General features: G+C 40.0%; 13 protein-coding genes and 1 pseudogene. 6 read left to right on the plus strand and 8 right to left on the minus strand.

Going from position 1 to position 15161, the window contains the following annotated elements; genetic code table 11:
- Window positions 1-1052 precede the first annotated feature (1052 nt).
- The 4 genes from CWC02_RS16940 to CWC02_RS16955 are packed head-to-tail and all read left to right on the plus strand — an operon-like array spanning window position 1053 to window position 6014.
- Window positions 1053-2432, plus strand: coding sequence for an MATE family efflux transporter (locus CWC02_RS16940; protein ID WP_054553687.1), 1380 nt, complete (start codon window positions 1053-1055; stop codon window positions 2430-2432).
- A complete protein-coding gene (uvrB, locus tag CWC02_RS16945; protein WP_138619514.1) occupies window positions 2429-4423 on the plus strand; it encodes an excinuclease ABC subunit UvrB in 1995 nt (664 codons plus the stop codon). Before CWC02_RS16940 ends, uvrB begins: the two co-directional genes overlap by 4 nt.
- A gap of 5 nt (window positions 4424-4428) precedes the next feature.
- Complete coding sequence (locus CWC02_RS16950) at window positions 4429-5358, plus strand: class I SAM-dependent methyltransferase (RefSeq protein ID WP_138619522.1); 930 nt, start codon at window positions 4429-4431, stop codon at window positions 5356-5358.
- Window positions 5358-6014, plus strand: coding sequence for a tRNA (adenine(22)-N(1))-methyltransferase (locus CWC02_RS16955; protein ID WP_138619516.1), 657 nt, complete (start codon window positions 5358-5360; stop codon window positions 6012-6014). The genes CWC02_RS16950 and CWC02_RS16955 overlap by 1 nt, the downstream gene beginning before the upstream one ends.
- A gap of 15 nt (window positions 6015-6029) precedes the next feature.
- Here CWC02_RS16955 and CWC02_RS16960 read toward each other — a convergent pair whose 3' ends face one another.
- From CWC02_RS16960 to dinG, 8 genes are all read right to left on the minus strand, one after another.
- On the minus strand, window positions 6030-6272 hold the full coding sequence (locus CWC02_RS16960) for a hypothetical protein (protein ID WP_054553683.1): 243 nt from the start codon (window positions 6270-6272) through the stop codon (window positions 6030-6032).
- 71 nt (window positions 6273-6343) lie between these two features.
- The gene (locus tag CWC02_RS16965; protein ID WP_054553682.1) at window positions 6344-7231 is read right to left on the minus strand and encodes a DMT family transporter; all 888 of its coding nucleotides are present in this window, start codon (window positions 7229-7231) and stop codon (window positions 6344-6346) included.
- A gap of 72 nt (window positions 7232-7303) precedes the next feature.
- Window positions 7304-7462, minus strand: coding sequence for a YbaM family protein (locus CWC02_RS16970; RefSeq protein ID WP_082389283.1), 159 nt, complete (start codon window positions 7460-7462; stop codon window positions 7304-7306).
- Entirely contained in the window at window positions 7459-7731 is a 273-nt protein-coding gene (locus tag CWC02_RS16975; RefSeq protein ID WP_138602087.1) for a late competence development ComFB family protein, read from the minus strand. Before CWC02_RS16975 ends, CWC02_RS16970 begins: the two co-directional genes overlap by 4 nt.
- Before the next feature lie 46 nt (window positions 7732-7777).
- Window positions 7778-8671, minus strand: coding sequence for a histone deacetylase family protein (locus CWC02_RS16980; protein ID WP_171043860.1), 894 nt, complete (start codon window positions 8669-8671; stop codon window positions 7778-7780).
- Entirely contained in the window at window positions 8668-9276 is a 609-nt protein-coding gene (locus CWC02_RS16985; RefSeq protein ID WP_054553679.1) for a primosomal replication protein, read from the minus strand. Before CWC02_RS16985 ends, CWC02_RS16980 begins: the two co-directional genes overlap by 4 nt.
- Entirely contained in the window at window positions 9277-10053 is a 777-nt protein-coding gene (locus CWC02_RS16990; protein ID WP_054553678.1) for a TSUP family transporter, read from the minus strand.
- Window positions 10053-12128, minus strand: coding sequence for an ATP-dependent DNA helicase DinG (gene dinG / locus CWC02_RS16995; RefSeq protein WP_054553677.1), 2076 nt, complete (start codon window positions 12126-12128; stop codon window positions 10053-10055). The genes CWC02_RS16990 and dinG overlap by 1 nt, the downstream gene beginning before the upstream one ends.
- Before the next feature lie 150 nt (window positions 12129-12278).
- Here dinG and CWC02_RS17000 point away from each other — a divergent pair, with 150 nt between their 5' ends.
- Together CWC02_RS17000 and CWC02_RS17005 are read left to right on the plus strand one after the other, a co-directional pair.
- Complete coding sequence (locus CWC02_RS17000) at window positions 12279-14627, plus strand: DNA polymerase II (protein WP_138619520.1); 2349 nt, start codon at window positions 12279-12281, stop codon at window positions 14625-14627.
- Between the two features lie 246 nt (window positions 14628-14873).
- Window positions 14874-15161: pseudogene (locus CWC02_RS17005) on the plus strand (TonB-dependent receptor); the annotation flags it as partial.

Consider the following 15161-nt stretch of genomic DNA (forward strand, 5'->3'; position numbering starts at 1 on the left):
ACCAACTGAGCTAAGGGGGAAGCGTCATGCCTTTCAACGGGGCGAAATATTAATGACAGCATTGCAAAGTGTCAACATAAAAACTTCATAAATTCAAAAAAGAAGCTTATTCGATGTTTTTATGTTCGATCTGAGCAAAATGTAGCTGAAAAGCGCAGCGTTTTTTGTTTTTTAGAAGACTAGCTATGTCGAAAAGATGACTTTTTTGCATTCTTTTTGAGCAGTAGTACCAAATTGAAAATATAAAAAACCATTCTTTGCTCAGATATTCTCTATTAAAGTGAGGAAATCATCACTTATGCAATAATTTCTTGTGATTGAGAAAATCAAACCTAAGAGTTCTTATTAGGCCATCCTCAGGTGTTAATTTTTTCTTGTATTTTTTTACTACAGATGGCGAATATTCCATCTTTTTTTATGAAGCACATCGACATCATTGTTTGTCGAGGATGACTAAATTTATTTTTAGGTATACATATCAGTTGGTTACTGAATAGTGTGTTGTCGTGTTTTATGTTTCATGCTGGCTTTCCATTAAGGGGAGAGCATTTTTTACACATTCTTTTCTAGAAGCTTACAAAAGGGTCAAAACGGCATACTTCACTATTATTCGTTTTATCAGTTTCAAGCTAGTCTTCAAAGCCTTTATATTTGCGGCTTCTAGAGAGTTATCCACGGTTTCTGTGGATAACTCTGTTTATTAAACTTTAAGAACAGCTATAGTACTAGGATTTTAGGGCGCTCCAGCAATTTCAAGTGTTTAATTAAGTTTTTTTAATTCATTTTAAATCAATGTGTTAGTGTTTTTATCTGAAGCGATGCTGAATTGATAAGTAAATTTATTCGTGACGATGAAATGATGCCATTTAATTGTAATAAAGCTATTAAATTTGTTTTTATATTGTTTTTTATAAGGGTTAGTGGTTATTTTTATGTCAAAGCGTCAAAAGTTATAGTTTTGTACATCGATTTTGATTCTGTGAATAAAGCATAGCTTGCAAGTGAAGGATGCTTTAAACTTATAGGCTCATATAAAGAGGCCAAGAATTCTTATGAGCGTGAAACCGCAGAGCAAAACTAAACCTGATCTTTTAAACTCCCCAATTCTGCCGACCTTAAAAAAAATGACCATTCCTATGATTTTCGGAATGATCACTCTTATGATGTTTAATTTAGTCGATACCTTCTTCATCAGTTTGTTAGGCACTGAGCCATTAGCCGCAGTAAGTTTTACTTTTCCAGTTACCTTTACTGTAATTAGTTTAGCAATCGGCTTAGGGATAGGTACCTCCGCAGTTATTGCTAAAGCACTCGGAAGTGATAATTTAGATGAAGCTCGTTTTGATGCCAGTATGTCATTATTGGTGTCGGTTGTAATGGTGTTTTGCCTTTCTGCCTTAGGTTATTTGTATATTGAGCCTATCTTTAAATTATTAGGCGCAGGTGAGCAAGTCTTGCCACTTATTCATGACTACATGAGCGTGTGGTTCATCGGCAGTGTATTTTTAATTACCCCTATGGTTGGCAATTCAGTGCTTAGAGCCAGCGGCGACACCAAAACGCCAAGTATTGTTATGGGTGGAGCGGGGCTGATAAATGCTATTTTAGATCCGGTACTAATTTTTGGTTTTGGGCCAATTCCAGCCTTAGGTATACAAGGGGCTGCTATTGCGAGTGTTATTGCTTGGGCGGTTGCAGTAATTATTATTTTATATATTCTGGCAATTAAGAACGGTTTGTTGAGCCTGCATGCTGGTCAGCAAACAGCAGTTAGTTCAGTTCGTAAAATTCTTAAAATAGGTTTACCGGCGGCAGGCGCAAATATGTTGACGCCAATAGCGATGGCGGTCATGACGGCATTAGTAGCTAAGCATGGCCCTGAGGCGGTTGCAGCGTTTGGTGTAGGCAGTCGCATTGAATCTATCGCAAGCCTTGTGGTGCTTGCTTTATCAATGACCTTACCACCATTTGTAAGTCAAAACTTTGGGGCAGGTAAGTTTGAACGTGTTAAAGAAGCTTACTCAAAAACCTTGAAATTCGTGATGATTTGGCAGTTCGCTATTTATATTTTACTGCTGTTAACCTCTGGCTTTATCGCGGATGTATTTGGTAAAGAGCAAGCGGTAATGGATGTGATTAAGTTATTCATTTATATCTTACCACTGAGTTATGGCCTGCAGGGGGTGATTATTTTATCTAACTCTTCATTTAATGCCTTACATAAACCAATGAATGCCCTGATTTTAAGTGTGGTACGACTGTTTGTTTTTTATGTACCATTTGCTTATATAGGCAGCGAAATTGCAGGTTTAACTGGTTTATTTATTGGTGCCGCGATTGGTAACTTATTTACGGCAATGGTTGCCTATAAATGGTTTATCAAAGAAGTTGATGGGTTAAGTGAGTCATATATGAAGGAGTGTCATTCATGAGCGACCATTTCCAACTAGTTTCTAAGTTTCAGCCAAGTGGTGACCAACCAACGGCCATTGCACAGTTAAAAGATGGCCTAGAGGCTGGGCTTGCACATCAAACATTATTAGGGGCTACAGGAACCGGTAAAACCTTCAGCATGGCCAATATCATTAATGATTTGAATCGGCCAACCATTATTATGGCACACAACAAAACACTCGCTGCACAGCTTTACGGTGAAATGAAAGAGTTTTTCCCTCATAATGCGGTTGAGTATTTTGTATCTTATTATGATTATTACCAGCCAGAAGCCTACGTTGTTGCCAGCGATACCTTTATTGAAAAAGACGCGTCTATTAATGAGCACATTGAACAAATGCGTTTAAGTGCCACCAAAGCGCTGCTTGAACGACGTGATACCATTATTGTGGCTTCGGTGTCTGCTATTTATGGTTTGGGCGACCCTGACTCATACATGAAGATGATGCTTTTACTAAAAGTAGGTGAAACCGTCGATCAGCGCGATATGCTGCGTCGGCTTGCTGAATTGCAATATACACGCAATGATATTGAATTTAGCCGCGGTACTTATCGCGTACGTGGCGAAGTGGTCGATATATTTCCTGCTGAATCGGATACTTACGCTGTGCGTGTGGAGATGTTTGACGATGAAATTGAGCGCTTAAGTATTTTTGACCCGCTTACAGGAGCAGTTGAAAAGCATATTGTACGTGCGACTATTTATCCAAAAACCCACTATGTAACACCCCGTGAAAAAATTCTTGATGCCATTGATAAAATTAAAGATGAGCTTAAAGACCGCCGAGCTCAGTTACTCAGTGCCAACAAACTTGTGGAAGAGCAACGTATTGCTCAGCGCACCCAGTACGATATTGAAATGATGACCGAGCTTGGTTATTGCTCTGGCATCGAAAACTATTCGCGATACTTATCTGGCAGAACACCGGGCGATCCACCGCCGACATTATTAGATTACTTACCTGATGATGCATTGATGATTATTGATGAATCACACGTTACTGTGTCGCAAATTGGTGCTATGTATAAAGGCGATAGAAGCCGTAAAGAAAATCTTGTTGAGTATGGCTTTCGCTTGCCATCGGCGTTAGATAACCGCCCATTACGCTTTGAAGAATTTGAAGCCATTGCGCCGCAAACTATTTATGTGTCGGCAACCCCTGGTGACTTTGAGCTTGAGCGCTCATCAGGGGAGGTTGCAGAGCAGGTCATTCGTCCGACCGGGCTTATTGATCCAGAAATTGAAGTACGCCCTGTGGGCACCCAGGTTGATGACTTACTCTCAGAAATCTATAAACGAGTAGAAGTGAATGAGCGGGTGCTTGTAACCACGTTAACTAAGCGTATGGCAGAAGATTTAACCGACTATCTCAATGACCATGACGTAAAAGTACGCTATTTGCACTCAGACATCGACACTGTTGAACGGGTTGAAATTATTCGTGATTTACGTGCTGGCGTATTTGATGTGTTAGTAGGCATTAACTTATTGCGAGAAGGTCTCGACATGCCAGAAGTTTCACTGGTGGCGATACTTGATGCCGATAAAGAAGGTTTCTTACGTTCGACTCGTTCACTTATTCAAACCATAGGGCGTGCTGCGCGTCACTTAAATGGTAAAGCAATTCTGTATGGCGACCGCATCACTAATTCAATGCGACAAGCCATTGATGAAACAGACCGCCGCCGTGAAAAACAACAAGCTTATAACCTTGAACATGGTATTGAGCCACAAGCACTGGTTAAAAGTATTACCGACATTATGGATGTGGGCGAAGAAGCAAGCCCGAAAGACAACCTTAAGTTAGTGCGTAAAGAGTCTAAACAAGTGCTCAGCGCGAAAGATATTGCCAGCCAAATCAAAGCTCTTGAAGCGAAAATGCATGCTTATGCTAGCGATCTTGAGTTTGAAAAAGCGGCGTCTGTGCGTGATGAAATTCACGAATTACAACAACAGTTAATTAACTAAAGATGATGACAAACGATTTTTCTGCCATTTTAAATGCTTTAGCAGAGGCGCCACTTGCTGCTAATGAATTATGTCGTGTATTCCATGGCCGTGGTCACTCAGTCGCTGAGCTGAGCCACATAAACTTAGACTTTTATCCGCCAGCACTCTTTTTAGTTTCATATCAAGAAATAGATGAACAAGTACTTGCGCAATTAACTGATACCCTGTGGCAATGGGCGCAAGAGAATGCGCCAGCGCTTGTCAGTGCATTGGTTTACCAACAACGTAGCGGCATTAACACCCGCAACGCGCTTATGCATGGTGAATTACCCCAAGAGCACCATGTCAGTGAAAATGGTATTAAGTTTAAAGTCGATTTATTGAGTCGCCAAAATACTGGGATTTTCCCTGATATGCGCCGTGGCCGGGAGTTTGTTCAAGCTAATAGTAAAAATGCAAAAGTGCTCAACTTATTTTCATACACGTGTGGCTTCTCTGTTGCAGCAATGCAGGGGGGGGCAGACCAAGTTATTAATATGGACATGAATAAAGGGGTGCTGCGAACAGGTAAACAAAATCATCAGCTAAATGGTTTTGATCAAGGTGTTAGTTATTTTCCGCACGATATTCTAAAATCATTCGGTAAGCTTAAAAAATCAGCACCGTATGAATTGATCATCGTAGACCCGCCGAGTTTTCAAAAAGGCAGTTTTATATTGACCAAGGATTATCAAAAAATCCTACGTCGTTTACCTGAGCTGCTAAATGAAAACACCCAGTTGTTACTGTGTGCAAATAGCCCTGAGCTATCTGAGCAGGCGTTTAAAGATCTCATTAGCGATCATACACAAGGAGCAATTAGTTTTGTTGAGCGACTAGCTCCTACTGATGGCTTTATTGAGGTTGACAGTGATCGCAGCTTAAAAGCGTTAGTCTATAAAACAGCAAACTAATGGCACTGAGTAAACGACTTTCAGCCATTGTTGATGTAGTTGATTCTGGGTATGACGAAATCTGGGATTGTTGCTGCGATCACGGTTTGTTAGGGATTGAGCTATTACAGCAAAATAAAGCCCAGTTTATACATTTCGTTGATATTGTGCCTGAGCTGATGCAGGTACTAAGTGATAAACTCGAACGTTTTGCCACAAGTGAGCAACGCGGCCGTTGGCAGGTACATTGCCAAGATGTGGCAATGATTTCACCAGATCCTAAAAAGCGTCACCTTGTTATTATTGCGGGGGTGGGAGGTGAGTTATTAGTGCGATTTTTAGCGCAGATTGTTAGTCAACAGCCAAATACGCATATCGACTTTATTGTTTGCCCTGTACATCACAGTTATCAAGTTCGCAGCTATTTGCAGACACTGCCATTGGGGCTCGTATCTGAGCAGTTGGTGTGTGAAAACAAACGATTTTATGAAGTTATTGCCATGAGTGCGTCTTCTTCGCAGTCGATCACTCGAGTTGGCCAGCAAATGTGGCAGCTAACAAGTAAAGAGCACCAAGCTTATCTAAAGCAGTTATGTGCTCATTACCAACGTATGTTAAATCAAGACGCCGATTACTATCAGCCTGTGCTTGAACAATACAGTGCATTATTAACTTAATAAGAGCTAACTTAATTAGAGTTTATTAATTTCTTGTTTTACGCTGTAGCTTGAATCAGTAACGATGGCTTCGAGCGTTTGCACACGCTCTTTTAGCTCTACAAGCTCTTTTGTTACTGCAGCGACATGTTCGTTCGCTTCTTTGCTGTCTTTTAATGTTCGAGATTTAAACTCTAAATGTTTTTTATACATATCATAAATCACACCTGAACCCACAGAAATCAAGACAATCAATACCACCATGGTTGTCCCTGACATAGCACTCTCCTTATTATTTAAAAATTATGTATAGATTATAGCCTGATTTTTTAATTGCAAAGGTGATTCTGTTACAAGGTGTTTCGTTTTAAAAATGGCTTGATACGAATAAAGCCGGTGACCAGCATGGTACCCGCGATAACACACAATGCGCCAACCAAGGTATTAGGTCCAATTTGCTCATCTAAAATTAAATTGCCCCAAACAATGCCAAATAATGGAATTAAAAAAGTAACAGTCAGCGCTGAGGTTGGGCCAATGTCATCAATCAAACGGAAGAACAAGATATATGCCACCGCAGTACATAGCACACCGAGTGCCACCACACCAAGCATCACCTCATTACTTGGAATTTCTCTGGCAGGAATAACAAAAATAAGTGGTAGAACCATAATACTTGCCGCCCACATACTGCCATGGGCATTATCAAAAGCAGATAACTTAGGTGCATGTTTTGTGTAATGAGATGCAATGGCATAGCTGAGCGAGGCACACAATGCAGCTACAATTGCTGTGATTGCTTGCGTGTCGATAATCAGGCTATTTTGCCCTACTAAAATGGCTACGCCAGTTAAACCTAATAGCAAGCCAAGTAACATACTTTTGGTGGGTTTCGTTTTACTCCATACAATACCAACGATGGCACCCCAAATAGGGGTCGTTGAATTTAATATGGATAAGGTTGAGGCATTAATTGTTTGCGCTGCATAGGCAAACAATAAAAAGGGAAGGGCGGAATTAAGTGCGCCAATAATGAAAAAATGCTTTTTGTGGGTCGTGAAAGCGAGTTGCTTTCGTAAGTACATCGCAAAAATAAACAGTGTAATTGCAGCAAAGCCAACTCTTAACTCAATTAATACTGCAGGGCCTAAGCTATTCGCTGCCATGCGCATAAATAAGAAGGAAGCGCCCCAAATAGCAGCAAGGATGAATAAGCGTAATAAACTTGGCAATGACATGGTTTTACATTCTTGAATTATAAAACCTGAGCATAACAAATTTCTGCTCTAATACTCGCCATTTTCGGACTATTAATCGGTTGATTTTGGAAGTTTCTTTTCGAAATCAGACTTAACGATTTCTAAAGCTGCTAATACATCTTCGGCGGGGACATCGTTTTGCTCTAATAGCATAATAAGGTCAACAGCAATTTTAATATAGTTAGGCGCACCTTCTAACTCACTGCTCATTTTTGCAATTCCTTTTTCTTAGCGACTTGGCTGATCGCTACATCAATAGCTGTTTGCACTTGTTGCTCCATTCTAATACGTTCTTTTTGCGGTAAATAAAATTCCATATCGACATCGTAGCGAATGTAACGAGCAGGCAGTTGATTTAATACTGTGCAGCATAAATCTGCCATAACATCATCACTATAGGTCGCTTCTAAGTTTCGTTTTGAGATGTCTTCGACAACCAATTTTTCATAGTAATTATGAATGTCGTCATGCAATTTCATACAAAGTTAGCCTTATTTAAAAGTCACTTTTAGTGTATACCAAGCTTTAAAATAAATCGACAGCTGCCCTATAAAGCTGGCTATGAACTTCAACCAAACGGCTTACATTTCGTTGGTAGCCACCGCCCATGGCTGAAAACACTGGGATTTTTGCTTCCTTGGCTTGGTTTAATACAAAATGGTCACGCTGATACACGCCTTCTAAACTCACTTGAAAGTGTCCTAATTCGTCATCTGTTGCGATGTCTGCGCCGGCGTTATACAAAATGATATCTGGCTGGTGGAGTCTAATTGTTAAGGCTAAAGCTTGTTTTACTGTTTCAAGGTATTCAGTATCTGAAGTGCCATGCTCTAACGCAAAATCGTAGTTTGATTGCTGTTTAATACGCGGGAAGTTTTGCTGACAATGAATTGAGCAGCTAATGATTTGAGGATGTGCTTGTGTAACTTCGGCTGTGCCATCCCCTTGGTGGACGTCACAGTCAAAAATTAATACGGTGTCGGCTTGCTCGGTATTAATTAAGTGTGCTGCGGCTATCGCTAAGTCATTAAAAATACAAAAACCACTACCATAGCTCGTAAAAGCATGATGATAACCACCACTTAGGTTAAAAGCAGCACCCTGTTGCAAAGCAAACTCAGCGCCTTGAATACTTGCGCCAACAGAGTAAAGTGTTCGCTCAACCAACTCAGTGGACCAAGGAAAGCCCATTTTTTTAATTGCTTTGCTATCAAGGCTACCAGTTAAAAAAGCGTCGATATACTCGGGGTTATGGCACAGAGCAAGCTGCGCTCTAGTGGCTTGTTGTGGGGTAATAAAATGCTGCTCATCAATAAAGTTGCTAACAAGCTGTTTTAACATGCGGTATTTATCAATGGGAAAGCGGTGACGCTCGGGTAAAGTTAACGCTGAATAATTTGGATGATAGTAAAACATTATCTCAGCTGTTGCTTTTCGACTTGCTGAATTTTGTCTTCAGTGGCTGAAATAGCCTTTCGACAACGGCCAAGTCTTGCATGTAAAGCTAATATTTCTTTATTAATTTCGGTTGCTTGCTGTGCATTTGCAGCGTCGAGCTTAAGTTTTCGCTCTTCGATCATCAAAACTAAGCGGCGTTCAAACTCATGGGTTTGTTTTAGTTCGTCATACAGTTCATGGGATGACTGCATGATTTTTTTTACTGCTTGCTTATAAACTTGTGGCTTAGCTTTCGGCTTAAAGCTGTATTTATTTTCTTTAGCCCATACTGGGGTTGATTTGATTACATTGAATACCGCTTCGACTTGAATGGCAATACGCTCAAGCGCATATTGATAAGCATGGCGATGCTCAGCTGGCGGCAGGCTGTTAAGCTCATCTTCGATTTCGGTTACATAGTCAGCCAGCATCATACTTTTCGTACTAAACACGGCTTTATCAAACAAACTTGGCTGGGCTTGCATATAGCGATTTTTAGCAAATAAATTACCCTTATCAAATTGTGTGGCTAATTGTTTGAGTCTTTCAATTTGTGAACGTAGTTTATCAAAAGCAGTCGATTGCATTTATAAATAAGCCTCATAGATTAACTTTAATGCTAACACTATAACCACAGTGTTAAACACTGGGCGGATCATTTTACTACCAAACTTTATTGCAGAATGTGCTCCTAACCATGCTCCAAGCATCAAGAAAAAACCCATTGTGATACCAAGTAGAAAGTTTACATGGCCAAGTGCAACGAAAGTGATCAATGAAATAAAGTTTGAAACAAAATTCATTGAGCGGGCAAGACCACAGTTAAGCAATAAGCTCATTTTATATAAAAGGCTATTTGATGCGGTCCAAAATGTGCCAGTGCCGGGGCCTGCTAAACCATCAAAAAACCCAAGTCCAAGCCCTTGCAGCCACTGTTTAACTTTAGTTTTACTATCAAGCTCTGGTAACTCGTTATGCTCAGTTGTACTTAAACTGCCAAATAAGCTGTAACAAGCGACTAAAATAATCACCACCGGTAGTAATTTATTTAAAAATTCAATACTTAAGTAATCTACCACTAAAGTACCTACGAGCGCCCCAATGGCTGTTGCTAAAATGGACGCAGCCCAAAACCGTGGGTTGAACAACTTTTTACGAAAATACGTTACGCTGGCTGTCAATGAACCAAAACTTGCTGCAAGTTTATTGGTACCTAATGTGAGGTGAGGCGGCAAACCTGCGGTTAATAGTGCAGGTACCGTTAACATGCCACCGCCGCCTGCAATTGCGTCAATAAAGCCGGCTGCTAGTGCAACTGCACATAATAGTGCCCAGGTTGTTGGGTCTAAAGCTAATTCAAACATTAATAATCAATTTGTCTTTTAAAAGGTGGCAAGGTATCGAGCATGGCTTTGCCATATCGCTTGGTCACTAGTCGGCGATCAAGGATAGTAATGCGACCCTGATCATTTTCTTTGCGCAGCAGTCTACCACAGCTTTGTACTAATTTCTTTGCCGCATCAGGTACGGTTATCGAAAGAAACGGGTTGCCACCTTTACTTTGCACAAACTCGGCCTGCGCTTCTTCTATTGGTGAGGTAGGCACCGCAAATGGAATTTTTGTAATTACTAGGTTTTCTAAGTATTTACCTGGTAAATCAAGACCCTCAGATAAACTTTGAGTGCCAAATAAATAGCTAGCACGGCCTAAATCCACATTGGCTTTATGTTTTTTAAGCAGGGCTTCACGAGACATTTCTCCTTGCACTAAGACCTCAATTCCTTTGCTACGTAATGCTTTAACAACATGATCCATCTGCCAATAAGAGGCAAATAACACTAAATTTGCTTTTTTATCATCAAGGAATTTGGGCAATTGCTCAGCTAAGTGATCACTAAACGCTTTATCGGTTGGCTCAATATGACTTGCAGGAATATGCAGCGTCGCTTGTTTAGGGTAATCAAATGGAGAAGGGACTTTTATGTATTTTACGCCTTCTTCTTTGGCAAGACCGCATTCATAAGCAAAGTGATCAAATGAACCCAATGCAGTTAAGGTGGCTGAACAAAGCACGGCACCCGCACATTGATTCCATAATTTATCTTTAAGGTAATAGCCAACTTCAATAGGGCAATCACTAAGTAAATGGTCGTGATGGTTCTTATATTCTAAGCGTTTGATCCAGCGCGCATGGGGAATACCTTCGCCTTTTGTGGCGTAACTAAACCACAGCTTGTTTAATAACTCTAGACGATTAATGTACTGACCACTTTCAGCCAAGATTGGATCGGCCACATAAGGTTTTACATCGCCATCACTTACGTCTTGCACTAAGGTATCGTGCATCTTGTTGAGTGCTCTTAGGGCATCAAGGGTGGCATCGCTAATATCTTTTGCTTTGGCATGTAAAGATGCTGGGATTTCACCATGTTCAAAACGATAGGTGTCATCACTGTTATAATTAAAGTCTGCGTTATCAAGAATATCACGCACTACTTTTAAATTTTTACCGGCATCATTGATACTGTCACTGAGCTTAAAATTTTGCCCAATCGCTTTTTGACCTACGAGCACATTGGCCATTTTGCCGGCAAATTTAACCAGCTTGTCGAGCCAGTCTATGGTGCCTTTAATGGTTGCTGCGGCAGAAGAGAAGTCGCGGGTGATGTGCGCTAAATGGTGTGCTTCATCGATAACATAAATCGTATCGTCAGGTTCAGGTAGAATCTTACCGCCACCCAAATCAAGATCAGCCAGTAATAGAGAATGGTTGATCACTAGCACATCCATTTGCATCAGACGCTGACGTGCCATATGAAAAGGGCAGAGCTGATGAGCGCGCATTTGTCGTTGGCATGAATGCTTATCACAAGCAATTAAATTCCACACTTTATCAGGAATTGTATCAGCCCAGCTATCGCGGTCGCCTTGCCATTGCTTTTTTGAATAAGCATCATAAAGTTGCTTTAAGCATTTGGTTTCCATATCTGAAAGGGGCGATGATAGGGTCGGCATAAACTCCATTTGCGTTTGACTGTCGCCATTGACGGCGGCACTCAGTTTTTGTGCACAGATATAACGCTGTCGACCTTTCACTAAATCAAACTTGATGTCGAGGCCAGAGTGCTCTTTAAAAAAAGGCAGCTCCTTACTAATTAACTGTTCTTGTAGAGCAACGGTTGCCGTCGAAATCACTAATTTCTTTTTCTTGGCCATCGCTAAAGGCAATGCCCCTAGACAATACGCTAGCGACTTACCGGTCCCGGTGCCTGCTTCAATAACACAAATTCGTTGGCTCTTGTGATATTCGCCAGCCAATGTTTTTGCTATCTCGGCAACTAAATAGTTTTGACTGCTTCGAGGGCGGTAATCGGTGAGGTTATCAGCAACATGCTTATGAATTTGCCGAATTGTTTTTTTTAAAGAGTCAGAAAGCATGCCCAGAAAACCTAAAGTATGTATATAATTACAGTAATGAATTTTAGAGATTTAACTGGGCAACTACAAGCGACTTGTTACTTTAATTAGTTAATCAACTTAGCTTTGCTTAACTAATATGCCTAAATTATATTAAAAAGGTTTAATTACATGCAGTTAGCCTCCGGCTTTATTCTCTCCACGCAATGCTACGATAGTGCTAAGGGTATTTCGATTGTGGTGTGGATTTTATCTAAGCAAGGGCCAGTTAAATTAATAAGCACGCCACAAAAAGCAGTGTTCTTTATTAATAAATCACAAATAGACGCTGCGAATAGAGTATTTTCAGAGCATGGTATTTTTTGTGAAATGAAACCTGTTGCACTGAAGAGCTTTATGCAGGAACAAGTTGTTTCTTGTTATTTTTCTTCTTTAAAGCACTATTACAATGCTGCGAAACGACTCAAAGCACAGCATATAAAAGTATATGAAGATGATATTCGTCCTATAGATAGATTTTTAATGGAACGTTTCATTAAAGGGGCAGTTTGGGCTCAAGGAAGACAAATAAAAAGCCACCCATATCCTGTTTTAACGGATACTAAGTTCAAAAAAAATAGCGATTTTACACCGCAGTTTTCAAGTTTGTCACTCGATATAGAATGTAATGGTGAAGGAGTGCTATTTTCAATAGGTCTAGTTGGGGCAAATATAGATACCGTATTGATGATAGGCCAGCCACAAGATACCAGTGAACTTGAATTTAATCTTCATTGGTGTGTAGATGAAATTGATTTACTCAATCAGCTTTGTATACATATTGAAACTGTCGACCCTGATGTGATTATTGGCTGGAATGTGATTGAGTTTGACTTCAGCGTGTTACATGCCCGTGCAGAAGCACTCGGTGTCGAATTGCCGCTTGGCCGCAATAAAGAAAAAATGCAGCTGCGGCAAGGTAATTTTACCCGTATTACAATACCAGGACGCGTAGTTGTTGATGGTATTGATACCTTAAAAAACGCTACTTATCATTACGATAGTTTTAGTCTTGCCAATGTAGCGAGTATTGAGCTTGGCGAAGAGAAGCTAATAAATACAGATAATCGTCTTGAAGAAATTATTCGCCAGTTTAATGAAGACAAACTGTCTCTTGCTAACTACAACAGGCAAGATTGTATTTTAGTGATGAGGATCTTTGAGAAACTTAAGTTACTTGATTTTGCAGTTGTAAGAAGCCAGCTTACAGGGCTTGAATTAGAACGAATGGGCGGCTCAGTTGCAGCCTTCACTAACCTTTATCTGCCGTTACTGCATAGAAGTGGCTATGTAGCCCCTAATTTAGGCGATCATGGCTTAAGTTTTGATAGCCCTGGTGGTTATGTCATGTCATCGCAGCCTGGCCTATATAAGAATATTTTGGTGCTTGATTACAAAAGTCTCTATCCGTCAATAATGCGAACATTTTGCATAGACCCTCTCGGTCTTATTGAAGGTTTAAAAAGTCCAGATAATACAATCGAAGGATTTAATCAGGCGCACTTTTCACGCACTGCGCATCATTTACCTGAGCTTATTCGTGAGCTGTCAGTGACCAGACAAATAGCAAAAGACAAAAAACAACCTATGCTCTCTCAAGCAATCAAAATCATCATGAATAGTTTATATGGTGTACTTGGCTCGAAAGGTTGTCGCTTTTATGACCCGCGATTGTCGAGTTCAATTACTTTGCGCGGCCATGAAATTATGCAAACAACCAAGCAATGGATTGAAGAGTGGGGTTATGAAGTCATTTATGGTGATACAGATTCGACTTTTGTTAAGCTTGATGATGATCTAAATTCACTAAACTGTAATGAAATTGGTACGGTACTGGCAAGAAAAATTAACAAACGCTGGCAGCGTGTATTACAGCAAGATTATAGAATAGATAGTTTCTTAGAGATCGAGTACGAAACCCATTATAGCCCATTTTTTATGCCCACAATTAGAGGAAAAACAACAGGGTCTAAAAAGCGCTATGTAGGAAAAGTCGAAAAAGATGGCACCTCAAAATTAGTCTTCAAAGGTATGGAAACCGTTAGGAGTGATTGGACAGAGCTTGCCCACAAGTTTCAAATAGAATTATTTGAGATTTTATTCTCCGAAAATTACAGTCAAGAATTAATAATACAAGCCTTTGATAGGTACGTTAAAAAACTCTATGCGGGAGAGTTTGACTCATTACTCGTGTATCGCAAACGATTAGGCCGGCACCTAGCTGATTATCAAAAAAACATCCCTCCTCATGCAAAAGCAGCTAAGCAGTATTTAGCTGAAAACCCACATTTTGCATTTCAGCGTGGTCAAATAATTGAATATGTTTATACAACTCAGGGTGTCGAGTACTACATGGGTTGCCACAACCATGATTATAGCATTTATGTTAACAAACAATTGTTGCCAATAGTTGAAGTGATTTTTGCAAATTTAGGTACTATCGAGCAGTCAGTGAAAAGTAAGCAAATTCAGTTGTTTTAAAGTTTAGGGTTGTTTTTTTGTACCTGTTTTCCTGTGTTTTTATAGTTATTTTGTTTAGTGTGAATTTTAAACAATGGATTAAAGTTTGGTTGCATTTGTGGTTTTTTATTAATTTTTTATAAATAAATGTCTGGATATTTTGTTTAATTTGTTTATTATTTGTTGGTCGCAGTCCTGATGCGATAACAAATAATAAACAAGCTTATGCTAAATATAACCACAATAGAGTGGTCCAGGGAGAATCAAATGTTAAATAATCAAGTTTCTAAAGCGGTTCGCTTAGCGATTGCTTTTAGTGCTGCATCAACAGCTGCATTTTCTGCATCTTCTTTTGCTGCTGAAGAAAATAGCGCAGAAAAAGTTGAGCGTATTCAGGTAACAGGTTCACGCATCAAGCGTACTGACCTAGAAGGTGCATCACCTGTAATCAGCATCACATCTGCTGATATTAAAATGGAAGGTGACTTCACTGTAGCTGATGCTCTTCGTTCAAGCTCACTGAACTCATTCGGCTCATTCTCAGAGCGTTCAGGT

It is taken from the genome of Pseudoalteromonas sp. S2721 (assembly GCF_005887425.1).
GTDB classification, from domain to species: domain Bacteria; phylum Pseudomonadota; class Gammaproteobacteria; order Enterobacterales; family Alteromonadaceae; genus Pseudoalteromonas; species Pseudoalteromonas simplex.